The organism is Streptomyces sp. NPDC004051 (assembly GCF_053604275.1).
The window spans coordinates 1-25,905 of sequence record NZ_JBSGHG010000024.1 but is presented as its reverse complement, the minus strand read 5'-3'; the positions used below and the strand labels follow the sequence as shown (position 1 = coordinate 25,905).

The 25,905-nt window shown below is 70.0% G+C and carries 22 protein-coding genes and 1 pseudogene; 14 read left to right on the top strand and 9 right to left on the bottom strand.

The features are described from left to right. Nucleotides 1–16: 16 nt before the first annotated feature. The 5 genes from ACWEQO_RS23085 to ACWEQO_RS23065 form a co-directional block, all read right to left on the bottom strand. Nucleotides 17–1,285 carry a lanthionine synthetase C family protein gene (locus ACWEQO_RS23085; protein ID WP_452985043.1) on the bottom strand — a complete coding sequence of 423 codons (1,269 nt, stop codon included), beginning with the start codon at nt 1,283–1,285 and terminating at the stop codon, nt 17–19. Further along, on the bottom strand, nt 1,282–4,236 hold the full coding sequence (locus ACWEQO_RS23080; RefSeq protein ID WP_452985042.1) for a lantibiotic dehydratase: 2,955 nt from the start codon (nt 4,234–4,236) through the stop codon (nt 1,282–1,284). Before ACWEQO_RS23080 ends, ACWEQO_RS23085 begins: the two co-directional genes overlap by 4 nt. Nucleotides 4,237–4,452: 216 nt before the next feature. Then, nucleotides 4,453–4,632: an FxLD family lanthipeptide gene (locus tag ACWEQO_RS23075; protein WP_452985041.1), complete on the bottom strand. Its 180-nt coding sequence runs from the start codon at nt 4,630–4,632 to the stop codon at nt 4,453–4,455. Between the two features lie 187 nt (nt 4,633–4,819). Next, nucleotides 4,820–5,032: a hypothetical protein gene (locus ACWEQO_RS23070; RefSeq protein WP_452985040.1), complete on the bottom strand. Its 213-nt coding sequence runs from the start codon at nt 5,030–5,032 to the stop codon at nt 4,820–4,822. After that, nucleotides 5,029–5,475: an ATP-binding protein gene (locus ACWEQO_RS23065; protein WP_452985039.1), complete on the bottom strand. Its 447-nt coding sequence runs from the start codon at nt 5,473–5,475 to the stop codon at nt 5,029–5,031. The genes ACWEQO_RS23070 and ACWEQO_RS23065 overlap by 4 nt, the downstream gene beginning before the upstream one ends. Nucleotides 5,476–5,714: 239 nt before the next feature. On the opposite strand from ACWEQO_RS23065, the gene ACWEQO_RS23060 reads away from it, so the two are divergent. The 4 genes and pseudogenes from ACWEQO_RS23060 to ACWEQO_RS23045 all read left to right on the top strand — a co-directional run bounded on the left by ACWEQO_RS23060 (nt 5,715) and on the right by ACWEQO_RS23045 (nt 8,555). Then, nucleotides 5,715–7,001: an XRE family transcriptional regulator gene (locus ACWEQO_RS23060; protein ID WP_452985038.1), complete on the top strand. Its 1,287-nt coding sequence runs from the start codon at nt 5,715–5,717 to the stop codon at nt 6,999–7,001. Further along, nucleotides 6,998–7,537, top strand: a complete 540-nt coding sequence (locus tag ACWEQO_RS23055; RefSeq protein WP_452985037.1) for an N-acetyltransferase family protein — start codon at nt 6,998–7,000, stop codon at nt 7,535–7,537. Before ACWEQO_RS23060 ends, ACWEQO_RS23055 begins: the two co-directional genes overlap by 4 nt. A 98-nt stretch (nt 7,538–7,635) precedes the next feature. Then, nucleotides 7,636–7,893 (top strand): annotated as a pseudogene (locus ACWEQO_RS23050) (UTRA domain-containing protein); the annotation flags it as partial. After that, complete coding sequence (locus ACWEQO_RS23045; RefSeq protein WP_452985036.1) at nt 7,890–8,555, top strand: YdcF family protein; 666 nt, start codon at nt 7,890–7,892, stop codon at nt 8,553–8,555. The pseudogene ACWEQO_RS23050 and the gene ACWEQO_RS23045, both read left to right, overlap by 4 nt. Before the next feature lie 137 nt (nt 8,556–8,692). Here the strand turns inward: ACWEQO_RS23045 and ACWEQO_RS23040 are convergent, their stop codons facing one another. Both ACWEQO_RS23040 and ACWEQO_RS23035 read right to left on the bottom strand, forming a co-directional pair. Further along, nucleotides 8,693–9,856, bottom strand: coding sequence for a hypothetical protein (locus tag ACWEQO_RS23040; RefSeq protein WP_452985035.1), 1,164 nt, complete (start codon nt 9,854–9,856; stop codon nt 8,693–8,695). A 317-nt stretch (nt 9,857–10,173) separates the two neighbouring features. Further along, a complete protein-coding gene (locus ACWEQO_RS23035) occupies nt 10,174–11,964 on the bottom strand; it encodes a dolichyl-phosphate-mannose--protein mannosyltransferase (protein WP_452985034.1) in 1,791 nt (596 codons plus the stop codon). A gap of 117 nt (nt 11,965–12,081) precedes the next feature. Between ACWEQO_RS23035 and rsmI the strand changes: the two genes are divergently transcribed. The 5 genes from rsmI (at nt 12,082) to ACWEQO_RS23010 (ending at nt 16,294) form a co-directional block, all read left to right on the top strand. After that, nucleotides 12,082–12,930, top strand: coding sequence for a 16S rRNA (cytidine(1402)-2'-O)-methyltransferase (gene rsmI, locus ACWEQO_RS23030; protein ID WP_361452297.1), 849 nt, complete (start codon nt 12,082–12,084; stop codon nt 12,928–12,930). A 178-nt stretch (nt 12,931–13,108) separates the two neighbouring features. Further along, nucleotides 13,109–13,510 (top strand): hypothetical protein, encoded by a 402-nt coding sequence (locus ACWEQO_RS23025; RefSeq protein WP_361452300.1) that lies wholly within the window; start codon nt 13,109–13,111, stop codon nt 13,508–13,510. Nucleotides 13,511–13,540: 30 nt separating this feature from the next. Then, nucleotides 13,541–14,461, top strand: coding sequence for a TatD family hydrolase (locus ACWEQO_RS23020; protein ID WP_452985033.1), 921 nt, complete (start codon nt 13,541–13,543; stop codon nt 14,459–14,461). A 34-nt stretch (nt 14,462–14,495) separates the two neighbouring features. Further along, the gene (gene rsmA, locus ACWEQO_RS23015; RefSeq protein WP_452985032.1) at nt 14,496–15,401 is read left to right on the top strand and encodes a 16S rRNA (adenine(1518)-N(6)/adenine(1519)-N(6))-dimethyltransferase RsmA; all 906 of its coding nucleotides are present in this window, start codon (nt 14,496–14,498) and stop codon (nt 15,399–15,401) included. Beyond that, entirely contained in the window at nt 15,398–16,294 is an 897-nt protein-coding gene (locus tag ACWEQO_RS23010; RefSeq protein ID WP_452985031.1) for a 4-(cytidine 5'-diphospho)-2-C-methyl-D-erythritol kinase, read from the top strand. Before rsmA ends, ACWEQO_RS23010 begins: the two co-directional genes overlap by 4 nt. 11 nt (nt 16,295–16,305) lie before the next feature. On the opposite strand, the gene ACWEQO_RS23005 is transcribed toward ACWEQO_RS23010, so the two are convergent. After that, the gene (locus ACWEQO_RS23005) at nt 16,306–16,899 is read right to left on the bottom strand and encodes a Uma2 family endonuclease (RefSeq protein WP_452985030.1); all 594 of its coding nucleotides are present in this window, start codon (nt 16,897–16,899) and stop codon (nt 16,306–16,308) included. A gap of 46 nt (nt 16,900–16,945) precedes the next feature. Further along, the gene (locus tag ACWEQO_RS23000) at nt 16,946–18,145 is read right to left on the bottom strand and encodes an RNA-guided endonuclease InsQ/TnpB family protein (RefSeq protein ID WP_452985029.1); all 1,200 of its coding nucleotides are present in this window, start codon (nt 18,143–18,145) and stop codon (nt 16,946–16,948) included. An 82-nt stretch (nt 18,146–18,227) separates the two neighbouring features. Between ACWEQO_RS23000 and tnpA the strand changes: the two genes are divergently transcribed. From tnpA to ACWEQO_RS22975, 5 genes are all read left to right on the top strand, one after another. Next, nucleotides 18,228–18,626: an IS200/IS605 family transposase gene (tnpA, locus tag ACWEQO_RS22995; protein ID WP_452985093.1), complete on the top strand. Its 399-nt coding sequence runs from the start codon at nt 18,228–18,230 to the stop codon at nt 18,624–18,626. Between the two features lie 248 nt (nt 18,627–18,874). Next, nucleotides 18,875–20,683 (top strand): ABC-F family ATP-binding cassette domain-containing protein, encoded by a 1,809-nt coding sequence (locus ACWEQO_RS22990; RefSeq protein WP_452985028.1) that lies wholly within the window; start codon nt 18,875–18,877, stop codon nt 20,681–20,683. Between the two features lie 287 nt (nt 20,684–20,970). Further along, the gene (locus ACWEQO_RS22985) at nt 20,971–22,764 is read left to right on the top strand and encodes an outer membrane protein assembly factor BamB family protein (RefSeq protein ID WP_452985027.1); all 1,794 of its coding nucleotides are present in this window, start codon (nt 20,971–20,973) and stop codon (nt 22,762–22,764) included. Nucleotides 22,765–22,948: 184 nt separating this feature from the next. After that, a complete protein-coding gene (locus ACWEQO_RS22980) occupies nt 22,949–24,853 on the top strand; it encodes an outer membrane protein assembly factor BamB family protein (RefSeq protein ID WP_452985026.1) in 1,905 nt (634 codons plus the stop codon). Between the two features lie 220 nt (nt 24,854–25,073). Further along, nucleotides 25,074–25,766: a helix-turn-helix transcriptional regulator gene (locus ACWEQO_RS22975; RefSeq protein WP_452985025.1), complete on the top strand. Its 693-nt coding sequence runs from the start codon at nt 25,074–25,076 to the stop codon at nt 25,764–25,766. Nucleotides 25,767–25,905: the final 139 nt, after the last annotated feature.

Here is a 25,905-nt window from a genome sequence, read left to right as displayed (position 1 = left end):
TCCTTCGGTCGGTGGATCAGGCAATGAGCAGGCAGGCGTCCCAGGCGGTCCGGGGCGGTACGGCTGTGCTGAACGCGAGGAGCGCCAGGGCTGTGCCGGCGGCGCCGTCGAGCAGACCAGGGCCTCGTTTCGCGTCCTGAATGAGAGTCGTGGCGGTGAGTTCGGGGTCGGCGTCCGGCGGACGGACCGCAGCCAGAAGTGCCGGGATTGCGGCGCGGAGCCGACCCACGGTCGAGGGGTGGGCGTCGTCGGCCGTACGGGCGGCGACGTGGGCGAGGCCGGCGAAGCCGTGGCACAGGCCGTTGTCCGTCGTGGCCTTGAGCTGGTCGGGATCGGCGAGGGCCGCCACGAGCGCGTTCTCGGCGTCGATCTGGCGGCCGGTGTCGCCGAGGGCGAGCGCGGCGAGTTGCTGGGCGCGGGCGAGGCCAGCGGTGCCGTAGCACCAGGACGGCCGCCGGGGTGCGGACGGGGTGAGGCGTCCGGTGCGCAACTCGCCCCGGGTGACCCAGTACGGCCAGACCGGTCCGCGGCCGGTCTCCTGCTGCCAGCGGTCCAGCCACGCCAGGATGGTGCGCAGTGCCGCGTGGTGTCCGTCGGTGACGGTGCCGTTCCGGGCGGCGAGGGCCAGGAGCGCGAGCACGCCGCCGATGCCGTGGGCCATGCCGCCGTTGGCGTGCCCGCCGGGGAACCGGTCGTCGTCCGGGCTGCCCGAGGGGCTTGCCTCCGTCCACCAGCCCGGCAGGGTCTCGTCGTGGTGGGTGAGCGGCTCGGTAAGACGCACGCAGTAGTCGAGGGCGGCGCGCATTGTGGGACTGCCGGGGTCACGGCGCAGGAGGTAGGCGCCGTATCCGGTGAGGCCCCGGATGGTGTCGAACTCGGCGAGCTGCGGCAGGCGTCCGGTGTCGATGCGGCGGTGTGCGGTGTCGAGACGGCGCCTGACATCGGCCTTGACCTGTCGGTCCATCGTGTCGAGGGCGCGCTGGTAGGAGCCGGGTAGGTGGTCGGCGGCACAGGCCAGGGCGTGGGCGAAGGCGGGCACCCCGTAGAAGGGATGGCTGTCGGGGCCGCTGGTGAACGGCTGGCGGGAGGCGGCGGCGAGCCAGCTGTGGGCGCGCTGCCATGGTCCGAGGCCGTTCGCGGCCCGCTCGATGTGCAGGAGCGCGATGCCGGGCGGGCCGTAGGCAAGGTGCTGCCGGTGTTTCCGGGGGACGAGAAGCGCAGTGTCAGGGTCGGCAAGCCGGGAGGCGATGGTGTCGGCCAGGTCGAGTGCGGGGTGGGCGGTCATGACGGCCTCCCGATGGTGCGGGCGGCCCAGGCCAGAGCGGCGGCACGCGCCAGGTGGAGACAAACCTCTTCCTCGGGGAAGTTCACCGCGACGTGCCGCACGAAGTGGACGTGCAGGAGGGAGGTCAGGACGTCGTCGACGGCGATGCCCTGGGTGTCCGGGCCCGGCAGGTGCGGCCGGTACGCGGCGAGCGCCGCATCCCGGTCTGCCCATCCCGACACGATGGCGTCTCCGCCCGGGGCCTCGCGCAGTGCCGCCCAGTCGTCGCGGGGGTCGGCGAGCCGTACGGCCTCGGTGAACTGCGGACGTGGCACGGGTACGGGTGCTGTCGGCGGGATGCGGTCGATCAGCCACCGCATCCCGGCTTCGGCGCTCCCGAGGAACGCGGAGGCGATGGCGACGGTATGGGCCGCCACTAATGTGCGCTGACCTGGGCGCTGTGGTTGCGCGAGCTGGGCCAGGACGGCCCGCGAGTCCGCCCGGAACACCTCCTCGGCTGTCTCCCAGGCGGCGCTGGAACCCCAGCGGCCCATCTCCCGGTAGGAGGTGGGGTAGCGCAGATCAGCCAGCAGGCCGGCACCTCGCAGCCCGTCGGCCCACGCACTCACCGTACGAGCCGTTCGGGCGAAGGCTCCCGGATCGGGGAGGGCAATGCGTACGCGGAGGTGCTGGTCCGGGTCGCGGAAGCGGATGAACCACCACGGCGGGTTGCCGAGCTGTTCTAGGAGGCCGGGAAGGTGCCGGGTGAGCAGAAGGTCTTGGCGGCGGGGATCTCCGTACAGGGCGGCGAGCAGTACCGAGGAGGATGCGGGGGTCTGCGTCTGGGCGGGCGACAGGGCGCGAGCCCGGGTAGGGGAGGGCAGGGGAGGCCATGTCGGTGGCCGGGTCGCCTTGAGGGGTACTACGACCTCATGGGCTCGCCCGTCGCACCAGCCGTACGCGTCCGGTTCCGGAGCCTCGACGAGCACGGCCGAGCGCGTACGGTCGAGGTGTCGGCGCAGGAGCGTCCGGTGGCCGGCCTCGTCGAGGTCGAGAAAGAGGCGCCGGTCGTCCTCGACGAGGTGGATGCGGCGCGGCAGCCACCGACGGGCCCGCCAGTCGGTGAGAGCGGAGTCCCACTCGGCCCGAGGGCGAGCGCGGCCGGGCAGCTCGGTCGCCTCCAGCCGCCAACGTGCCGGGACCAGTACGGTGCGCCCGTACCGCAGGCGCGGTAGGAACGGCATCGCCGCTGCGGCGCCCCAGTCGAACACGGTGACCTGTGCGCACTGGGCGCGGGACAACTCGGTGAGGAACCGCGCCAACGGCGGAGTGTGCGTGTGCAGGTTCAGCGCGTTCACCCCGACGGCCTCGACGCGGTGGCCTCGTTCCGGAGCGGCCAGGTACATGCGACGGCCGTCGCACCCCACGGCCAGATCCCCCGGGGTGAGGATGTTCTCCTTCGGGGCGCGGTGTTCCTGGAGACTGATCACGGTGGGCAGGACCTGCGGGGCGCGGGTGACGTGAGCACTCTCCGGGAGGAGCGGCGGGAAGGAGAGCTGCGCGGGCACGGTGTTGCCGTCCGCGGCCGGGAGATCGGCCAGTTCCGCGGCCAACGCCTCGCGGTCGCCCGGGGACAGCACGCTGAGGAACCGGCCCGAGGAGACGCCGGCACCACGGGACACGCTCACGACCTCCAGCCGGAACCGCCCGCGTTGCAACTCTTCGAGGCCGGCCGCGTGCACCCGTACCCCCACCTCCAGGTGCGGCGGCATCCGAGGCTCCTTTGGCCCCACGTCCAGGGCCGCGATCAGCTCGTCCGTGAGGAGTACCTCGTCACAACCGTCGAGTGCAGCGGCCTGCGCCAGCCGTACGAGGGCGTCATCCCGAGCGGAGACACGAGGCCGACGCGCCTCGCCCGGAGCACCCGGGTAGCCGTCGGGACAGCCGGTGCCGCTGTCCGCCACGGTCTCCACGAGCGGCACCATCGTGCCGATGCCGTACCGCTCGTAGAACCGCTGGTGGTAGTCGTTCCACGCGGCGGTTCCGTACGGCCGGGTGCTCACCCGGGTGAGGATGAGGGCGGCGCGCTCGATCTCCCGGGCGACCGCTTCCGGCAGAACAATCTGCGCGTCCAGGCGCAGGTCGAGCGCGACGGGGTGGCGGCGCAGGCCAGGAACGAGCGCACGCATCCGTGCCGTGATGCTGTCCCGGCCGCCGCGCGTGGCGCACTCCTCCAGATCCGCCCGAACCGCGTGCAGCTCGCGCACCGCCTCCGCGACCGGAGCGAGGCTTCCGGCGTCGATCACGTCGAGTCGGTCGAGCAGACACCCGAGGGCGTCGGTTTCGGTGCTCGGCGCGTGCAGGCTCGTGATCAGCACTCGCCGCCGGATCAGCTCCGTCAGCAGACGACGCGCCTTCTCCGGTCTGGCCTCGGGGAACTTCGCTCGGAGCTTGTCCACAAGCGTCTCGAACCGGATCGGCGCCCGGCTCGCGGCGAGGACCGCGCGCACCGGTTCGGTCAGGGCCAGGGACGCCTCGACCGCGCGAGTCCGGTCGTCCTGGACGTCGGGCTGGAACGGCACGATGAGCCGGCCTTCCCGGATCGTCACGGTGTTGTTGACGACGACGGGCAACCGTTCGAGGAGGTCCGGACACGACTCCAACCGTTCGACCACGGCGGCCAGCCACTCTGCCCCCGCGCGGCCGACGGCCACGTGCTCCTCACCCCAGTCCGCACGCGCCTGCGGACCGAACTGCGCGGTGGCCACACCGGCGAACAGACCGAAGGGCGTCGCCCGGTGCTGGGCCCGCAGCAGGTAGCGGGCTACGGACAGCGCCGCGCGTCGCACGTCCCGCAGGGGAGGATGCTCGGCCGCACACAGGGCCCGTACCTGCGCGGCCAGAACCGGGCTGGAGTGCTGTAGTGCCTCGGCGACGTCCTTGTTCGCCCAGACCGCGCGCAGCCACACCACACAGGAAGACGAACCACCGGGCGAGTGGTCATCGAGGTCAGGACACGGAGGAACCGGCAGCAAGGGCCGGGCCACGGCGCGCACGAGAGCAGTGGAACCGGTTCGGAACACTGCGGGCGGAGTAACCACCGATGACCTCCGTAGGCGAGGGGACGGGCGGCTGGCGCCGCCGCGCCGGGACGCGACGGCACCAGACCGGGGTGAACTAGGGGCGGGTCAGCCGACGTTGGTGGTGCAGGCGCCGCAGGTGGACCCGCAGTTGTCGTCGGTCAGGTTGACCAGGCCTGCCGGGTCGGCGATCTCCACGAGGGAAACGTCGAGGTCGAAGCCGTCCGATGCCCCCGGGATCTGCGGGCGCACCTCGGTACGGCTGGGAACTACGGTGCTGCGTGTCATGCTTCAACTCCTCGCAATCGTTGGTGTGTTGCTGGGCTGGAACGCCCACCAGACGCCGTCAGCGGGAGCATGGCCGGACGGCTGGCTCCCCGGACGGCTTCTGGCCGCCCGGCATGAGGGGGCGTGACCCACGTAGAAAGTCCTCGCGGGCCGCCTGCCTCACATCGGGAAGTCGTGTGCCGGTTTCTCAGCTGGTCGGGAAGTTCGGTCCGGGGGCCTGGCAGTTGGGAGCGCAGGCCCAGAGCTGGAACAGCAGGTCCCGGTGGCGTACCTCGCCCAGTCGCCGGTCGCTCGCCTCCAGTGGGTGGGCACAGAGGGCGCAGTCCATGGCCATCTGCTGGTGGGACCGGAGTCCGGCGATGGCCGGAAGGGTTGAGGGAGCCGTAGCCGGGATACTCACTCGTCGCCCTTGGTGCGGAGTTCGGCCCAGACCTCTTTGCCCCATGGACGTCTGCCCGAGCCTTGCAGTTCGTAGCCCCAACGGTCGGCGACAGCATCGATGAGGAGCAGTCCGCGGCCGGACTCGTCGTCCTCACCGGCACGGCTGAGCGCCGGCAGGAGTGAGGGTTCCCGGTCCACGACCCCGAGGCGTACCCGTATCGCGCTCGGCCGCCCCACGATGAGGCGGATCTCGGAGCACGGGGTGTGCCTGGAGGCGTTCGCGATCAGCTCCGTGATGACCAGTGCGGCTCGGTCAGCAAGGTCATCGAGGTGCCATACGCCAAGGACGTCCCGGACGAGTTTCCGGCCGATCTCGGCCGTGGACGGCTCGCACGGAAAGGTCTGGCTGTACTTGGGGTGGCCGACGGAGGCGGCCTCAGTCGGCTTTTTCAGACTCGTCATTGGGGTGGAGCCTTCGTGTTGTCTCGGCGCCCGGCTATTCCCTCGGAACACTTCAGGGGTAAGCCGGGCCGTCAACAGCCACCCGGACCGGAGGAGGTAACGGGCGGCCAGTACCCAGACAACTCCCGCTCCCAGCATGTTGGTTAGGGCGTTCAGGGATTCATCCACCGGCCGGACCTAGGGTGTTTTGGCTTTTCCTTTACCTGGCGGGTGAGAAGCGCGCGGGCTACCGTGCCCGCATGGACACCACCCGCAACACCGTTCTTGAGGCGTGGATGACCGAACACGGCTACAGCTCCAACAGCCTTGCCGAGGCCGTGAACAGGGCCATTGAACGGTTGACCGGGCGCCCTGGCGGGCTCGACGGTTCATCGGTCCGGGCATGGAAGGCGGGCCGGGTCACGTGGCCCAAATCGGCCGCCCGCAAAGCACTTGAGGACGTCACCGGACTGCCCGCCGTCGCTTTAGGGTTCGTGCCACGGAGTCGGCCTTCGTCCACCCCAGCCTCATCTCAGCAGGAGGACCCCGACATGAAGCGCCGCACCCTCGTCGGCGGCATCGCTGCGGCTGCCGCCGCAGCAGCCGCAGCGCCCGGCAGCGCATCGCCGCGCCGTATCGGTATGAGCGACGTCAACCGCCTGAACAAGCGCTTCGCCGAGATCATTGCCAGCGACCACCGTCACGGCGGACAACTCGGCATCGAGCAGCGGGCTTCCGCGCTCGCCGACGAGGCGCTGAACCTCCAGAACGCCGGCAGCGCCACCCAACGCGTACGCAGCAGCCTCTACGCCTCCGCAGCGGCCTTCCGCTCCTCCGCGATGTGGGCCGCCATCGACGGCCGCCGCTACGACATCGCCAAGGCGCACATGCGCGAAGCCCAGGCCCTCGCCGAGATGTCCGGCGACCAGTCGATCAAGTTCCGCATCTGGAGCCACGCGGGCACCATGTACCGGCACATGGGCCGCCCTGCTGATGCGCTCGCCGCCAACGATGTCGCCCGCAACCTGCACCTCACCCGCCGAGACCCCTTGTTCGCATCCCTCGGCCTGGCCCGCCAGGGCGCCATCCACGGAGCGGCACAGGACCGCACCGGCACCCGCCGTGCATTCGAGCAGGCCCAGGACGCCATGCTGCGCGCCGACCCCGCCGACCACCGGCCGGTGTGGATGCTCGCCTTCTACGACCAGGCCGAGCTGGATTCCCTGGCTCTGTCAGCGAACTTGGCACTCGGCGCCTATCCGACCGCCGAGTACCACGCCCACCGCTGCCTGTTCGCCCTCCGCCCCCACATGGTCAGGTCCCGGGCCATCACCACGACCCGGCTCGCCCACGCCCAGCTCGCCCAGGGCGACGCCGACGCCGCCACGGCCACCGCGATGGAAGTGTCCGCCGACGCCGCCACCCGACACGCTCGCGTCTCGCGCATGCTCCAGGAGTTCGGGGCCGCGCTGCGCGCCACCGCACCCGGCAGCACCACCATCCAGACCTGGACCGAGCACACCGCCTCCTGGAGGATGGCCGCATGACCACGGCGCCCGCCATCGACCTGCGCACCTTCACCGCCCTGGATCCCGTCCGCGGCGACCTCCTCGACGTGTACGCCGATGTACGCGCCCCACTGCTGCACCTGCCGAACTACGCGGTCACCGCGTTCGGCGAGCGTCTGGACCGGCACAGTGCAGAGCCGGGGTTCACAGCCGTCCTCGCCTACGCGGACGGGCACCCGGTCGGCTACGCCTACGGCAACACCATCGAGCACGGAGACCGCTACTGGCAGCGCACCAGCCCGGCACCGGCGGACGAGTACACCGAACGTCCGGCCGTGGCCCTGAAGGAGATCGGTGTCCGGCCGACCTGGCGGAAGACCGGCACCGCCCGCCGCATCCACGACGCCCTCCTCGCCACCCGCGACGAGCCGTACGTCACACTCATGGTCAACCCGGCCGCCGGCGACGGAAAGGTCCACGCGCTCTACAAGTCGTGGGGCTACGAGGACATCGGACAGAGCCAGCCGTCACCGGCTTCCCCGGTCCTCACGGTGATGATCCGCGCAGTCTGCTGACCGGTGCCCACCACAGCCTGCCGTCTTCAAGCAGCGCGGTATGAAGGCATTCCCCGCTCAAACCATGAGCGGGGAGCAGCAGTTCATACGCACCGGACTTCCATGTCCTGTACGACGCCGGATACGAGATCGACCACATCCAGGAGACGCTGTTCGCACGTATCCCCACGGCGGATGAGGCCCAGCTCCTCCAGCTCGTGCCGGGCGAATGGGTGGTGGAGCTGCACCGGACGACCTGCACGGCCGACGGCACCGTGGTGGAATTCGCGATCGGCGTTCACGCGGCGACACGCTTCGCCTGGACGTACGACTTCAAGGTCCCCGACTCAGCGAAAGCGAAGGGCGAGAGTAAGTGATCTCAGCACAGGCATGGGCCGACGCTCAACGGCTCTGGGACTTCCAGCAGATGGGTCACGAGCTGCGCCCATGCTCTGTCGCGATCGGACTCGGCAGCCATGACCTCGGAGTCGCGGAGGCAACCGCCGATCTCTACCACCGGGGCATGATGCCGCTGATCGTCTTCACCGGGGCGACCAGCCGCACCACACGCGACCGCATGCCGCGCGGCGAGGCCGAGCACTACCGTGAGCGAGCGATGGAACTGGGGGTGCCGGCTGACGCCATCCTTGTTGAGCCGCGGGCCCGGAACACAGGAGAGAACATCCGCTTCTCGCGCGCACTACTCGAAGAGCACCAGGCCGCCGTGTCCTCCGTCCTGTTGATCAGCAAGCCGTACGAGGAACGGCGGGCCTACGCGACCGCCCGCAAACTGTGGCCCGAAGTCGAGTGGGTCAGCACATCCACACCCATGCCCCTGGCTGACTACGTCGACTCGATCGGAGACGCACGCCTGGTCATCGACATGTTGACCGGCGCACAGCAGCGACTCATGATCTACCCGCAACAGGGATTCATGATTGAGCAGCGCGTTCCCGATGACGTGGTCGCAGCGTACGAGCGCCTGCGTGACGCCGGGTTCACGAGCCGACTCGTGCCGGATACCGCAGAACGGGAATGACGGCGTCGAGTGAGCCCTGTGAGGAAGAAGGGCGGGAAGAGCGGCGATGACGCTGCCGAGTTGGCCGCCCTGATAGTCGCTCCACGTCTGCTCCACACGTACCGTCCCTCATTGCGTTTAATAGTGACCGATTTGAATTATCCCTCCTTGCCCGCGTCTCCGTCTTGCAGTCGGATCATGCGACCCGCCAACAATGCGTAAATTTCGCGTGATGATACTGGGACGTTACCGTCGTGGGTGCGAACAGGAATGCTGAAGAATGTATTCTTGATCTTGCCGGATACTGCCTCGCCTGTCACGATAAACGGCTTTACGTTCTTTGCTTGTTTTGGAATATGGGCGCAGATGACCTGGCCTTTAGAGGTGTCGACTACCTCTATTTTTAGCCCTTCGGGCAACGGGTAGATGTGCGACGTAGCGATGTCCCGCAGGCTTTGAGCTAGGCGGGTAACAGGTTGAGGGGATTTGGGGTTTTTATCCAGCGGGCACAATTTCGATAGGGTCTCGACGCCGCCCTCGTCTTTGCTGGTTCTGGCTCCGATCAGGAGCAGCCCCCCAGCGGGCCCGTTGGCAAATTGCGCAAGGTCCTTGGCGAACTCCACCGTTCCGCGTGCATCAAGAACGACGCTCTCTTTGGCGTCGAACCACTCGTTCTCTGTGAGCCATCCCAGCAGGGTCTCGACCTGACCCAGTCGTATGATTCGCAGGGTTTCTGCGCGAGATAGCTCATTGGGCCATGCAATCGAGTGCGCTGCGATAGTGAGCTGTTGGGCGCAGTCCTTGGCGTCACTCAACCGCTGATCCTTTATGCAGGCGGCCTGGATCGACCATGTATGGAATTTATATTCGTCGTACTCCTCCACGTTGAGGAGCTTCATTCCATGCCTGAGCAGGATTCTTTCCGAGCGCTGCCGCACCTCACTTTCTGACACGACCTGCGCAAAGGGGATGGAAAAAGTTACCGTGGGTGGCTGCCCATTTATCCAGTCGAAGGTGAACCAGATGTCCTCTTCGTCAAAACCGAGAGTCAAACTCATAGGGGAAGATTCTCGCCATGTTGAGAATTCTGGCCACTCTGCTGGACTACCCACTGTGAGGTCGAGGCCGGGGATTTTCTTGGCGAACGCACCCATAATGTCCCCAAAATGCACCTGCATGGCCTCTGGGGAAGTCATTCCTATCTCAAGCTCGTTATCGGGATAGCCGAAATTTCGAAAGGCGAATAACTCTACTTCTCCTGCCCGGATTGTGCCGTATGTGTGGCTTTTGTTTCTGCCGTCTTCTTGGACTTCCAGATTCATTTAGTTGCGCTCCTTCTGGCTGGTTAATGGAAGACGGATTGGTGGACGCTTGTGGGTAAGTGTTCGATCGTCCGCTGGGATCTCCTTAAGAGGCATCGGGACGAGGATTATCGCTTACATGGGTCGTGCGGCGCTGCTCAGTTCTTGAGTCCGCAGGCACCAGGCGTTGTCGGCACGGTGTGTCTCAGCCCTGTTGTCAGCCCCGACTAACGGGCCGTCTCTGGGCCGTCCGGGGGTGGCCCATGGCAACCGCTAACGACCAACAACGACCACGAGGGCGCGGCAGACTGCCGCGCCCTCGTGCTGCATCTGCCCAGCTAGACCCAGGTGTCCAGCCACATCCGCGCCCGCCAGTCGTCGATGGGGATCGACGTGCCGGTGTAGATGGGCCAGAAGTAGATGAAGTTCCAGGCGATCAGGAGGACCAGGACGCCGGCCGCCGTCGCGCCCGCGACCCTGCGGGTGTCGCTGGAGCGGGGCGGGCCGACGAGGGCGCCCAGGAGCATCGCCACCGCCAGGCACAGGAACGGGAGGAAGACGATGGAGTAGAAGAAGAAGATCGTGCGCTCCTGGTACAGGAACCACGGCAGATAGCCGGCCGCGACGCCGCAGGCGATGGCGCCCGCCCGCCAGTCACGGCGGAAGAACCAGCGCCACAGGACGTAGAGGAGCGCGAAGCAGGCCACCCACCACAGCATGGGCGTGCCCAGGGCCAGCACCTCGCGGGCGCACTTCTCGGCCGCGTCGGCCGGACAGCCGTCCCTGCCGGGCGCCGGGGACTCGTAGAAGTAGGAGACCGGGCGGCCGGTGACGATCCAGCTCCACGGGTTGGACTCGTAGGGGTGCGGCGAGGACAGGCCGACGTGGAAGTCGTACACCTGGTTCTCGTAGTGCCAGAAGCTGCGCCACCAGTCGGGGAACAGCCAGGACCAGCTGCCGCCCTTGCCGTCGGTCGCCGCCCAGTCGCGGTAGTAGCCGCCGCTGCCGTCGTCCGCGGAGAGGAACCAGCCGAGCCACGAGGCGACGTACGTCGCGAGCGCGATGGGGACGGTGGAGAGGAAAGCCCGGCCCAGGTCGCGCCGCACCACCGCCCGGTAGGGGTGGCGGGCGCCGGCGGTGCGGCGCGCGCCGACGTCCCACAGCACCGCCATCACGCAGAGCGCGGCCATGACGTACAGCCCGTTCCACTTCGTGGCGAACGCCAGGCCCAGCATCAGCCCCGCCGCCAACCGCCAGGGCCGCAGGCCCAGCCGGGTGTTCTCGGCGATGTCCGGGTCCGGCAGGGGCCGGCCGTCGGGGCCCACCGGCAGCGCGGCGGCGAGCCGCGCCCTGGCCCGGTCCCGGTCGACGAGCAGGCACCCGAAGGCCGCGAGCACGAAGAACATCAGCACCCCGTCGAGCAGCGCGGTGCGGCTCATCACGAAGTGCAGCCCGTCCACCGCCATCAGCGCGCCCGCGAGGCAGCCCAGGAACGTGGAACGGAACAGGCGCCGGCCGATACGGCACAGCATCAGGACGGAGACCGTCCCGAGCAGGGCCGTCATGAACCGCCAGCCGAACGGGTCGAACCCGAACAGCAGCTCGCCCAGCCCGATGACGTACTTGCCGACCGGCGGATGCACGACGTACGCCGCTTCGGTCGGGATCGGGACGTCCCCGCCCCTGGAGAGGATCAGGTCGTTGGCGTTCTTGTCCCAGTTGACCTCGAAGCCGCGGTGGACGAGCGCCCACGCGTCCTTGGCGTAGTACGTCTCGTCGAATATCACCGCCTTGGGGCTGCCCAGGTTCCAGAACCGCAGCACCCCCGCGAACAGGGTGACCAGCAGCGGACCGCCCCACGCCGACCAGCGGACGATCCGGTCGGCGAGCACCGGCGGCACCCCGAGCGTGCTCCACAGCCTGCCGGACGGCTCGGTGTACGGCGGGACCAGGCGGTCACGGATGTCGGGAGTCCCGGAAACCCCGGGAGCCCCGGGGACCTCGGGGGCGCTGCCCCCGGTCCCCGTCGCCGGGTGGCCGAAGCGGCGCAACCGCTGCTGCCACGACGGTTGCCGCTCCTGTGGCGACTGCTCCTGCCGGATGTCCGTGGAGGACGCGGTACTGGTCACCGCGCCATCGTAGGGAACGGCGCTGTGGGAGTCCCGCGCATGGGTGGTATGCCCGGTTCCGGACGAGGCCGGTCCGCCCGGACCCTCCGGCCCGCCCGGCCCTGGGAGGATGGGGGAGTGACCGGAACCCTCGTACTCGCAGGCACCCCCATCGGCGACGTCTCCGACGCCCCGCCCCGGCTCGCCGAGGAGCTGGCCGGCGCCGACGTCGTCGCCGCCGAGGACACCCGGCGGCTGCGGCGGCTGGCCCAGGCGCTCGGCGTCACCCCCAAGGGCCGGGTGGTGTCGTACTTCGAGGGCAACGAGTCCGCCCGTACGCCCGAACTGGTCGAGGAACTGGCCGGCGGCGCGCGCGTGCTGCTGGTGACGGACGCCGGGATGCCCTCCGTGTCCGACCCCGGGTACCGGCTGGTCGCGGCCGCCGTGGAGCGGGACATCAAGGTCACCGCGGTGCCCGGACCGTCCGCCGTGCTCACCGCGCTCGCCCTGTCCGGACTGCCCGTCGACCGGTTCTGCTTCGAGGGCTTCCCGCCCCGCAAGGCGGGGGAGCGGCTCGGGCGGCTGCGGGAGGTGGCCGGGGAGCGGCGCACCCTCGTCTACTTCGAGTCCCCGCACCGGCTCGACGACACGCTCGCCGCGATGGCCGAGGTGTTCGGCGCGGAGCGCCGGGCCGCCGTCTGCCGCGAGCTGACCAAGACGTACGAGGAGGTCAGGCGGGGCTCGCTCGCCGAACTGGCCGCGTGGGCGGCCGAGGGGGTGCGCGGGGAGATCACCGTCGTGGTCGAGGGCGCGCCGGACCGGGGCCCCGGGGAGGTGGACGCCGCCGAGCTGGTGCGCAGGGTGCGGGTGCGCGAGGAGGCGGGGGAGCGGCGCAAGGAGGCGATCGCGGCGGTCGCGGTCGAGGCGGGGGTGCCCAAGCGGGAGGTCTTCGACGCGGTGGTGGCGGCGAAACACCCCGCGGGGTGAGCGGGGACCGGGGCGGCCGGGGACGTCCGTAAAGCGTTTGGGAGCCTTCGGCAACGAAACGCTCAAAACGGCTCCAATACTCTGCCTCCCCTCCTGCTTTCGCCTCCTGGGAGGAGTCCACTGGAGACGGGCACGGGCCGCACCGGCCCGTGCCCGCCGTGGACCGACAGGAGCCGGGATGACCGAGATCGCAGGAAGGGCCGGACACCGCACCGACGGCGTCGTCAGGGAGTCGTACTCGTTCGCCTGCATGCGCTGCGGGTACGGCTGGGAGCAGTCGTACGAGATAGAGCACCACACGGACATCGACGGCCGGGAGACCGTGCGCTACCTGGCGGACGGCCGGGTCGTGCCCTCCCCGCTGAGCCGTCCGACGTGCCGGCACTGCGACGGCCACGTCGTGCGGATCATGCGGCCGGGCCGGGTCGCCTCCGCCCGGGACGCCGCCCACCGCGAACGCCTGGTGCCGGCCGCCGGGCCCGTCGAGGCGCCGTGGGAGCCCGAGGGATCGACGCCCGCACGGGAGCGTCACCAGTGGCAGCTGTCCCACCTCCTGCACCTCTTCCACAGGGCGGGCTGACGCCCGCGCCGCTTCCGTAGGATCGGGGGCATGTCTTCGAACGCCCCCGACAAGAACGCCGCCCCGCCGCTCCCGGAGCCCCTGCGGGTACCGGTCGCGGATTCGCACACCCACCTCGACATGCAGTCCGGCACCGTGGAGGAAGGGCTCGCCAAGGCCGCGTCGGTGGGCGTGACGACGGTGGTGCAGGTCGGCTGCGACGTCGAGGGGTCCCGGTGGGCGGCGGAGACGGCGGCGGCGTACGACGCCGTCCACGCGACGGTCGCGCTGCACCCGAACGAGGCCCCGCGCATCGTGCTCGGCGACCCTGGGGGCACCTCCCAGCCCCCCAGGGCTGGGGGAGGGTGGTCGCGGCAGGGGGCGCGGGAGCCGGGCGGGGAGGCCGCGCTGGACGAGGCGCTCGCCGAGATCGACCGGCTGGCCGCGCTGCCCCAGGTCAAGGGCGTCGGCGAGACCGGACTGGACTACTTCCGCACCGGGCCGGAGGGCAAGGAGGCGCAGGAGCGGTCCTTCCGCGCCCACGTCGAGATCGCCAAGCGGCACGGAAAGGCCCTGGTGATCCACGACCGCGACGCCCACGCCGACGTGCTGCGGGTGCTCAAGGAGGAGGGCGCACCGGAGCGCACCGTCTTCCACTGCTACTCGGGCGACGCCGAGATGGCGGAGACCTGCGCCCGTGCCGGGTACTTCATGTCGTTCGCCGGCAACATCACCTTCAAGAACGCCCAGAACCTGCGCGACGCGCTCGCCGTGGCCCCGCCGGAGCTGATCCTGGTGGAGACCGACGCCCCCTTCCTGACGCCGGCGCCCTACCGCGGCCGGCCCAACGCCCCGTACCTGGTGCCGGTCACGGTGCGGGCCATGGCGGCCGTACGCGGTGTCGACGAGGACACCCTCGCCACGGCGCTCGCGGCGAACACGGCCCGTGCTTTCGGTTATCCACAGGCGTGACCTGCGGGCCCCCGGCGCCCCGTACCCTTGTCCCGTGACCAGCCCCACCCCCGACGCCCTCCTGGGCCCCGCCGACGTCCGCGAACTCGCGACCGCCCTCGGCGTACGGCCCACCAAGCAGCGCGGCCAGAACTTCGTGATCGACGCGAACACGGTCCGCCGGATCGTCCGCACCGCCGAGGTCCGCCCCGACGACGTGGTCGTCGAGGTCGGCCCGGGGCTCGGCTCGCTCACCCTGGCGCTGCTGGAGGCCGCCGACCGGGTCACCGCCGTCGAGATCGACGACGTGCTGGCCGCCGCGCTGCCCACGACCGTCGCGGCCCGCATGCCGGAGCGCGCCGAGCGGTTCGCGCTGGTCCACTCCGACGCGATGCACGTCACCGAGCTGCCCGGCCCCGCCCCGACCGCGCTGGTCGCCAACCTGCCCTACAACGTGGCCGTGCCGGTGCTGCTGCACATGCTGGAGACCTTCCCGAGCATCGAGCGCACCCTCGTCATGGTCCAGTCGGAGGTCGCCGACCGGCTCGCCGCCGCGCCCGGTTCGAAGGTGTACGGCGTGCCCTCGGTCAAGGCCAACTGGTACGCGCGGGTCAAGCGGGCCGGCGCCATCGGACGGACCGTGTTCTGGCCGGCCCCCAACGTCGACAGCGGGCTGGTCTCCCTCGTCCGCCGGAGCGAGCCGCCGAGGACCACCGCCTCCCGGCGCGAGGTCTTCGCCGTCGTCGACGCGGCCTTCGCCCAGCGCCGCAAGACCCTGCGGGCGGCCCTCGCCGGCTGGGCGGGCTCGGCGGCGGCGGCCGAGGCCGCCCTCGTCGCCGCCGGGGTGTCGCCGCAGGCGCGCGGCGAGTCCCTGACCGTCGAGGAGTTCGCGCGCATCGCCGAACACAAGCGGCCCGAGCGGCCCGAGCGGCCCGAGCAGTCCGAGGAGTCCGCCGCGTGAGCGTCACCGTCCGCGTGCCCGCCAAGGTCAACGTCCAGCTCGCCGTCGGCGCGGCCCGCCCCGACGGCTTCCACGACCTGGCCAACGTCTTCCTCGCGGTCGGCCTCCACGACGAGGTCACCGCGACCCCCTCGCCGGACGGGCTGCGCGTCACCTGCGCGGGCCCGGACGCCGCCGAGGTCCCCCTGGACCGTACGAACCTTGCCGCCCGCGCCGCCCTCGCACTCGCCGAGCGGTACGGCCGGGACGCCGACGTGCACCTCCACATCGCCAAGGACATCCCCGTCGCCGGCGGCATGGCGGGCGGCAGCGCGGACGGCGCCGGCGCGCTGCTGGCCTGCGACGCGCTGTGGGGGACCGGCGCATCGAGGGCGGAACTGCTCGAGATCTGCGCCGAGCTGGGCAGCGACGTGCCGTTCGCGCTGGTCGGCGGGGCGGCGCTGGGCACCGGGCGGGGCGAGAGGCTGACCGAGCTGGAGGTGGGCGGCGCCTTCCACTGGGTGTTCGCGATGGCCGGGCGCGGGCTGTCGACCCCGGCGGTCTTCCGGGAGTTCGACCGGCTCGCCGAGGGCCGGGACGTCCCCGAGCCGGTGGCCTCGCAGGACCTGCTGGACGCCCTCGCCAAGGGCGACTGCGACGGGCTGGCCGCGGCCGTCTCCAACGACCTCCAGCCGGCGGCGCTGTCGCTCTTCCCGGAGCTGGCGGACACGCTGGCGGCGGGGCGTGCGGCCGGGGCACTGGCTTCACTGGTCTCGGGGTCGGGGCCGACCACGGCGTTCCTCGCCCGGGACGCGGAAGCGGCGGACGGGATCGCCCGCGCCCTGCGTGCCTCGGGCACCTGCCGCACGGTGCGTACGGCGGTAGGTCCCGTACCGGGCGCGACGGTGATCTGAGAGGGCTCGGATCAGAGTTCGTCGATGGCCGTGAGGTCGATGTCGATGGTGTACGGCTCGTCGACCTTGATCCGGTTGCGGTGCATGCCCATGTGCACGTACGAGCGAGTCATCGGGTCCAACTCGTATACATGAACGAGTGGGATGCGGCCGCTTCCGTCCCGCTCGACGCGCCAGAAGTGGGGAATGCCTGCGGTGCCGTACTTGTGCGGCTTGGTCGTACGATCGCGGGACTCCGAGTCCGGGGACACGACCTCGATGGCCAGGACCACGTCCTGAGCCTGGTAGCTCGTCTGGTCCGGGCCACGGACCGCATCGGCGAAGACCACACTCACATCGGGCTCTGGTCCGTTGCGCCGATCCAGGACGACGGTCATCTCCCGTTTCACCCTGTACTTCTTCGGCACGCTTCGCCGCAGGCCGCTGACCAGCAGGTCGATCACGTCTGCGTGGAAATTGCGCTGCGGACCTACGAAAACCAGGCTCCCGTCGATCAGCTCAGTGTGCGGCGGGAGATCGGGCAGTGTGAACAGGTCGTCCACGGTGTAACCGTCCACAGGCGGCACCGGCCAGTGACGGTGGTGCTCTACGGACTCGGCGGTCATGGTTCCTCCCGTGACTCTTCCCCCGCGTGAAGGTGGGGGCTTCTCGCTATGCCGACTGGGCTTCGCGACGGACCAGCCCGGCCCGTAGAACGTTCAGGGCACCTACCGTGTCCGCGTGCGCGTGGTGGCCGCACGAGACGCAGTGGAACGTGTCCTGGGTGGGCCGGTTCTCCTTGGCGGTGTGCCCGCATATGGGACACTGCCGAGAGGTGTTGCGGGGGTCCACGGCCATCACTTCCCGTCCGGCGCATTCTGCCTTGGCGGTGAGGATCGTCAGGAACACCCCCCATCCGGCATCAGCGATCGAGCGGTTCAGCCCGGCCTTGGCGGCGGCCCCGTTGGGCAGGAAGCCGCCCGGCGTGGCGGGATCCGGCTTCGGGGCCGGGGACTTGCTCATGTTGCGGATCTTGAGGTCTTCGTGCGCGATGAAATCGTGTTCGCGTACGAGGTCGAGCGCGGCCTTGTGCGCGTGGTCCAGGCGTTGACGGCGTACCTTGCGGTGCAGCTGTGCCACCGTTTCTACGGCCTTGCGCCGGCGCTTGCTGCCGCGCTTGCACCGGGCGAGTGTCCGCTGGGCCTCTCCCAGCCTGGCGGCGGCCTTCGCCGCGTGACGGGGGTTGGGCACGAACGCGCCGTTGGAGTCGGCGAGGAAATTCGCTGTGCCCATGTCGATGCCGATCGCGCTGCCAGTCGGGGCAAGCGGCTCGGGCGCGGTCTGCTCGGCGGTCAGGATGACGTACCAGCGCCGCCCTTCCCGCTTGACCGAGACCGTCTTGACCTTGCCGACGACCGGCCGGTGCTGATGCACCTTGACGTGGCCGACGCCCTGGAGGCGGACGCGGGTGGCGGGATCGTGCGGGGTAGAGTCCCAGCGGCAGCCGTCGCCGTTCTTCGGGAAGTCCACGGTGTCGAACCGCTTGTCCGAACGGAAACGCGGATAGCCCGGCTTCTCCCTTTCCCTGACCCGCCGGAAGAATGCCGCGAACGCCTTGTCCAGCCGCCGCAGCGTCGCCTGTTGAGAGGAGAACGACCAACGGCCCTGACGCGCAGGGTCGAAGGCGCGGATGTCCTTGAGCTGGGCGGACTGCTGCCCGTACCGGACCGTCGTCTTCGAGCTGTGCCGGTAGGCGTCGCGGCGTTCCTGCAACGCGCCGTTGTAGAGCGAGCGGTGGTCGCGAAGCATCTCAGCGAGCGCGCCCTGCTGGCCCACGGTAGGCCGCATGAGGAATTTGTATGCGCGAATCATCCGGCCCACCCCTCTTTCCTGGTCAGTTCCGGAAGCTTAATACGTTTGGCCTATATCGCCACACTGGGAATAAAACTCTGATATTCACACTGGTTGTCACGTTACCTACGATCTTCATGCGCATTTGGTGCTCGTCACCAAGCACCGGCGCGGTGTGTTCGATGACGCCATGCTGAAGCGATGCGAAGAGGTCATGCGTGAGGTCTGCAGCACGTTCGAAGCGAAGCTGAGGGATTTCAACGGCGAAGCCGACCACGTTCACCTGTTGGTGCGTTACCCGCCGAAGTTCGCCTTGTCGAAGCTGGTCAACAGCCTCAAGGACGTCAGTCCCAGGTATCTGCGGGCTGAGTACACGGGGCGGATCAACCTCACCGGCACGGGGTCGGTGTTCTGGTTCTGCTCCTACTTCGTGGGATCCTGCGGCGAAGCACCGTTGACCGTGATTCGCCAGTACATCGAAGGGCAGAAGCGGCCCGTCTGACCGTCAGGACGAAGACACAGCGAACTCCGTGCTTCGCGTCTCCGCGTCAAGGATGTGTTTTCCTCCCTGGCCGAAGCGGGGGATACCCACGCAAGGTCAGGGATGGACGGGGTCCTACTGCCTGCCCTCCAAGGTAGCCGCCTGTTTCCGATCACGTCATCACAAAGGGTGACCGCCCCCTCGCGCCCCGGCCGCCCCCGGGGACGCCCTACGCTGGAAAGCTGATCGAACCCCCAGGCAGGAGAGAAATGGCCGTCAATCTGGTCAATGTCGAGAACGTCAGCAAGGTGTACGGCACCCGTGCCCTCCTCGACGGCATCTCCCTCGGGGTCTCGGAGGGGGACCGCATCGGTGTCGTCGGGCGCAACGGCGACGGCAAGACCACCCTCATCCGGATGCTGGCCAAGCTGGAGGAGGCGGACACCGGGCGGGTGACGCACTCCGGCGGGCTCCGCCTCGGCGTGCTCACCCAGCACGACTCCCTCGACCCCGCCGCCACCGTCCGGCACGAGGTCATCGGCGACATGGCCGACCACGAGTGGGCGGGCAACGCCAAGGTCCGCGACGTGCTGACCGGGTTGTTCGGCGGGCTGGACCTGCCCGGGTTCCCCAAGGGCCTGGACACCGTCATCGGACCGCTGTCCGGTGGCGAACGGCGCCGGATCGCGCTCGCCAAACTGCTCATCGAGGAACAGGACCTGATCGTCCTCGACGAGCCCACCAACCACCTCGACGTCGAGGGCATCGCCTGGCTCGCCCGGCACCTGCGCGAGCGGCGCTCGGCGCTCGTCTGCGTCACCCACGACCGCTGGTTCCTCGACCAGGTCTGCACCCGCATGTGGGACGTGCAGCGCGGTGCCGTGTACGAGTACGAGGGCGGCTACTCCGACTACGTCTTCGCCCGCGCCGAACGCGAGCGCATCGCCGCCACCGAGGAGGCCAAGCGGCAGAACCTGGTCCGCAAGGAGCTGGCCTGGCTGCGCCGCGGGGCGCCCGCGCGGACCTCCAAGCCGCGCTTCCGCGTCGAGGCCGCCAACGAGCTGATCAAGGACGTGCCGCCGCCGCGCGACAGCAGCGAGCTGATGAAGTTCGCCTCGTCACGGCTCGGCAGGACGGTGTTCGACCTGGAGGACGTCACCATCCAGGCGGGACCCAAGGTGCTGCTCAAGCACATCACCTGGCAGCTCGGCCCCGGCGACCGGATCGGTCTGGTCGGGGTCAACGGCGCGGGCAAGACGTCCCTGCTGCGGGCGCTGACCGAGGCGGCCCGGAGCGAGGGCGAGGTGCAGCCCGCGGCGGGCCGGATCGGTGTCGGCAAGACGGTCAGGCTCGCCTACCTCTCCCAGGAGGTCGCCGAACTCGACCCCACCTGGCGGGTGCTCCAGGCCGTCCAGGCGGTGCGGGAGCGCGTCGACCTCGGCAAGGGGCGGGAGATGACCGCCGGGCAGCTGTGCGAGACGTTCGGCTTCAACAAGGACAAGCAGTGGACACCGGTCGGCGACCTGTCCGGCGGTGAGCGACGGCGGCTCCAGCTGCTGCGGCTGCTCATGGACGAACCCAACGTCCTCTTCCTCGACGAGCCCACCAACGACCTCGACATCGAGACCCTCACCCAGCTCGAGGACGTCCTCGACGGCTGGCCCGGCTCGATGATCGTCATCTCCCACGACCGGTTCTTCGTCGAGCGCACCACCGACCGGGTCTTCGCCCTGCTCGGCGACGGCACCCTGCGGATGATGCCGCGCGGCATCGACGAGTACCTGGAGCGGCGCAAGCGAATGGAAGAGGCCGCCGCGGCCGCCTCCCCCGCGGCGAAACCGGTCGAGGAAGCCCCCGAGAAGAGCGCCGCCGAGGTGCGCGCCGCCAAGAAGGAGCTGCAGAAGATCGAGCGGCAGCTGGACAAGCTCTCCGAGAAGGAGTCCACGCTGCACGCCGCCATCGCCGAGCACGCCACCGACTTCGCGAAGGTGGCCGAACTCGACGCGGAGCTGCGCGAGACGGCCGCTCAGCGCGAGGCGCTGGAAACGCGGTGGCTGGAACTCGCCGAGGACGCCTGACCCCCGTACCCGGGTCCGTACCGCCCCGCGCACGGGTCCGTGCGCGGGGCGCGCGTCGTGTGAAGGGTGCGTGGAGGCGCGTGGAGGTGCGCGGGGGCGCGTAACGAGGGCATCACGGGCCGGTCCTCCCTTGGGAACAGGGCTGGACGGGGCCCGGTGGCCTGTCGGTACCGGGTGATAGAAAGGCCCAGTCTGAGAAGAGTAAGAACCGGCTTTATACGACTCTGGGGAACATCACGCACCTCAGGGCGTGGCCAAAAATCAGTGAGCAAGGGGGGAACGCGCTGATGGCTCAGCCGCCCAATCAGCCGCCGCAGGGCGGCTTCGGAGCGCCGCAGGATCCGTCCGCCCCGGGTGGCGGTTTCGGGGCTCCGACCCCGCCACCCCCGCAGGGCCCGCCCCAGACCCCGCCGTCCCCGCAGGGCCCGCCGTCCGGTGTGCCGCCGCAGCCGGGGTACGGCTACCCGCAGCAGCCGGGCCCGTACGGCCAGCAGCCGGGACCGTACGCCTCCGGACCGTACGCCTCCGGGCCCTACGGCCAGCCGCAGCAGCCCGGCCCGTACGGGCAGCCGGAGTACGGCTATCCGCAGCCGCAGTACCCGGGCGCGCCCGGCGCCCCGCAGCCGGGGCCCGGCTCCCGCAACCCCTTCAAGGGCAAGCCCGCCATGATCATCGGCGCCGCGGTGGTGACGGCGCTGCTGGTGGTCGGCGGCACCGTGTGGGCGGTCTCCGGCGACGACGGGAAGCAGGACAAGAAGCCCGTCGCCCAGCAGAGCGACGCCCCCGAGCCCGACTCCTCCGACCCCTCCGGCGCCCCGGTCGACCCGGGCGACGGCAGCGGAGACGGCGGCTCGGAGCCGGAGGACCTCAACGCGGGCCGCCAGTCCGGCGAGGCCAAGGTGCTCTGGTACAAGGAGGCGCCCGACGCGCCCGGTTCCGGAGCCGAGGCCCCCGGCATGTGGATCACCGACAAGGCGGCGGTGAAGGCGGCCTACAAGGAGCTCTCCGCCTACAACGTCGCCGACGGCAAGCCGACCTGGGAGCCCATCGCCTTCCCCGAGAAGATCTGCGCGGCCACCCAGGACAAGACGTCCGACGACAAGATCGTCGTCGCGTACATGAGCGGCAGCAGCGACCGGGCCAAGTGCAACCGGATCCAGCTCGTCGACCTCGACACCGGCGAGAAGGGCTGGACGCAGAAGGTCGAGGACGGCGCGCTGTTCGACTCCGTGGTCTCCATCAAGATGACCCTCAGCGGCGACACGCTGATGGTGAGCCGCTCGCAGTCCGGTACGGCCTTCGACGTCACCTCCGGCAAGAAGATGTACGACAAGAAGAAATACGGCGAGGCATGCTTCCCCGCGGGTTTCGCGGGCGGCAAGCGGCTGATCCAGGTCGCTTCCTGCGGCGCCGGCGGGAACAACGAGCACGAGCAGGTCCAGGAGCTCGACCCGAAGACCGGCAAGGTGAAGTGGACCCGGAAGTTCGAGAAGGGCTGGCGCGTCGAGCGCACCTACTCCATCGACCCGGTGGTCATCTACAGCACCAACAAGGACAAGAAGGCGTGGAACATCTCCACGCTCGGCGCCGACGGCTCGATCCGCTCCCAGGTCGCCGTCGACGAGGACTTCGCCGCCGAGTGCGGCTGGGCCATTTTCGCCCGTGACCTCCAGGGCTGCGAGGCCGTCGCCGCCGACGCGGACACCCTCTACCTGCCCACCAAGGCGATCACCGGGGCCAACGAGGTCGTCGCGATCAGCCTCGCCACCGGCAAGGAGAAGTGGCGGGTGAAGTCCCCGACGTCGGACTCGATGGTGCCGATGAAGGTAGAGGGCGGCAAGCTCATCGCCTACGTGGAGCCGTCGTACGACGCGGGCGGCCGGGTCGTGTCCGTCCCGACGACCGGCAGCAGCCACGAGCCGGTCACGCTGCTGCAGAACCCGCAGGGCGTCGCGAGGATCGAGAACGGTTTCTTCAGCAAGGCGATCGACTGGGTCGACGGCCGTTTCTACATCTCGACGACCCGGCTGTCCGGCAACGACGAGGCGAAGGAGAAGTTGATGCTCGCCTACGGCAAGTGAGGCGCGCAGCAGTGGTGGGGCGCGCCGGCCGGGTACGGTCGGCGCCCTCGCTCCGTCCGGCCCCTTCCCCTCCGTCCGTCCCCTTCTTCGAGTCCTCCGAGTCCTCCGAGCCCTCAGAGTCCTCCGATTCCTTCGGGTTCCTCAGGTTCTTCGGGTTCTTCGATCCTTCCGAGGTCCACACGTCATGACGCAGCCGCCCCAGCCGCCCAACCAGCCCCCGCAGCAGCCCGAGCCGTCACAGCCCAAGCAGCAGCCCGAGTCCTCGCAGCCCGAGCAGTCGGCCACGCCGGCTCCGCCGCCGGGCTTCGGTCCGCCGGCCGAGCCGTCGCAGCCGCCGGCGCAGCAGCCGCCGTCCGCCCCGGCCGGGCCGAACCTCAGCAAGACCCCGGAACCGGGATACGGCTACCCGCAGACCCCGCCCGCGCCGACGGGCCCGACGCCGCCCCCCGGGTACGGCTACCCGCAGCAGCCCCCGGCCGGTTACGGCTACCCGGGCCAGCCGAGTCCGTACGGCCAACCGCCGCAGCCGTACGGCCAGCAGGGTGCGTACGGACACCCGCAGCAGCCCTACGGCCAGCCCGGTCACGGCTACCCGTACCCGACCGTGCCGATGCAGCCGCCCCCCGGCGGCGGGCGGAAGATCAACGCGCAGCTGGCCATCATCGTCTCGGCGGTCGTGGCCATCGCCCTGATCGTCGGCGCCGGTGTCTGGTACTCGTCCTCGTCCTCGTCCGGCGGCGACAAGGAGACCACCGCGGACTCGGGCGGCGCCGACGGCGGCGACGGCGGCGAGAAGGATGCCGAGAACGGCGGCTCCGCCGCCGGCGGCAAGGAGAAGGCCCCGGCCGACCCCTCCGCCAAGGTCCTCTTCCAGGTCCCGGCGCCGAAGGCCCCGAAGGACAGCACGAGCATCTCCGTCTCCGGTTCCTGGCTGACCGACACGGTGTACGCCAAGAGCGGCATCGCCGAGGTCGTCGGCTACGACGCCGTCAAGGGCAGCAAGGTGTGGACGCTCGACCTGCCCGGACCGGTCTGCGAGGCCAGCGCCCACGCCACCGAGGACGGCAAGACGGCGATCGTCCACAAGCCGAGGATGCCCACCAAGAACGAGCCGCAGCGATGCACCCAGGTCGCGGTCTTCGACCTGGCCACGGGCGAGAAGCTGTGGTCCGAGACGGCCAAGTCCGGCACCCAGGAGATCAGCTTCAACAACGTCACCGTCAGCGGGAACACCGTCGCGGCGGCCAGCACCAGCGGCGGCGCCGCCTGGGACCTCACCTCCGGCAAGCCCCTGTGGTCGCCCAAGACGTCCGACTCCTGCTACGACGCCGGGTACGGCGGCGGACCGAAGCTGGTCGCGGTGCGCAAGTGCGGTTCGTACGATCAGCGGCAGCTGCACATCCAGACCATCGACCCGAAGTCCGGCAAGGTGATCTCCGAGTACAAGATGACCGAGGGCATCGAGTACGCCGCGGTCGTGTCCACCGACCCGCTGGTCGTGGCCGCCGACGTCGGCGACTCCGCCGGTGACGGCAGCGGCATCTCGGACTTCTTCTCCATCGACAACAAGACCGGCAAGCTGCGTACCCGCATCTCCGCGCCCGGTGAGGAGTTCGCGGCCCGCTGCGACGGCATCACCAGGATCGAGTACTGCAACGGGCTGGCGGTCGGCAACGACCGGCTGTACATCCCGACCGAGGAGCACGACGGCACGGCCGAGTTCAGCAGGACCAACGAGGTCGTCGCCTTCGACCTGGCCACCGGCGAGCAGACCGGTCAGCGCGCCGACGCCGGCGACGGCTACACGATCACCCCGCTGCGCATGGACGGCGGCAACATCCTGGCGTACAAGCGGCCGCCCTACGACAAGGGCGGGCAGGTCGTGAGCATCGACGGCGGCACCTTCGAGCAGACCAAGCTGCTGGAGAACCCGGCGACGGAAGCGGTGCGGGACGCGGAGACGGGGATGTCGCCCAGGAGCTCCGAGGTGCTGTTCGCGCAGGGACGCCTGTACATGTCGAAGGTGTACGCCAGCGATTCCAGCTTGGACAGGAAGGAATACCTGGCGATCGCTTTCGGAACCGGCTGATCGTTCCGTCGGCCCGCTCGTGCGGCCCCGTCCCTGCTCAGGGGCGGGGCCGCACGCGTACCGCTCATCGGGTGCCCATCGCCACCGAATGCGAGAATTTCGGTGATCCGGGACGATTCTCACCGGTAGGGGGAGCGCGACGTCGAACAAGCGTGTAGCTTCCGGGACCGGACGGGGAGGCGGCGCACGGGGATGCGCTCGCGGTATGGGGGGTTGATACATGGGTGTGCGGTTGATGGTGGTCGACGACCACCGGCTGCTCGCCGAGGCGCTGGCCTCGGCGTTGAAGCTGCGGGGGCACCGGGTGCTGGCCGCGGCGGCACCGGTGGCGGGGGCGGCGGACCTGGTGATCAGCAGGGCGCCGGAGGTGTGCCTGCTGGGGACCGCGGCACCGGCGGAGGCCGGCATCTTCGATCCGGTGGTGAAGATCAAGCGGGAGCGGCCGCAGGTGGCGGTGCTGGTGCTGGGCCCGGTGCCCAGCCCCCGCGGCATCGCGGCGGCGTTCGCGGCGGGGGCCTCCGGCTATGTGCGGCAGGACGAACGCATCGAGGGCGTGGAACGGGCGATCATGAAGGCGCGGGCGGGGGAGGCCGCGGTGGCGCCGCAGTTGCTGCAGGGGGCGTTCGGCGAGCTGCTGAATCCGGCGGCACAACCGGACGACGAGGGGCAGCGGCTGCTGCGGATGCTGACCCCGCGTGAGGTGGAGGTCCTGGTCCGGGTGGCCGACGGTGAGGACACCCGGCTGATCGCGGCGGGCATGGGCATAGCGCCGTCCACGGCACGGACGCATGTGCAGCGCGTGCTGATGAAACTGGGAGTGGGCTCCAGGCTGGAGGCGGCGGCACTGGCGGCCCGGACGGGACTGCTGGACCGGGTGGGGCCGGTGCGGGGGACGGCGGGCCCCGGGCAGTAGGAGCAGGGCGCGGGGAAGCAGGGAGCAGAGGTGGGGGTGTCCGCGGCACCCGACGTGGATGACCTCCACGCCGTACGCGCGCAGGAATACGCGAAGGTCTACGACGAACTCCTCGCCGCCGCCACCCGGCTCGACATGC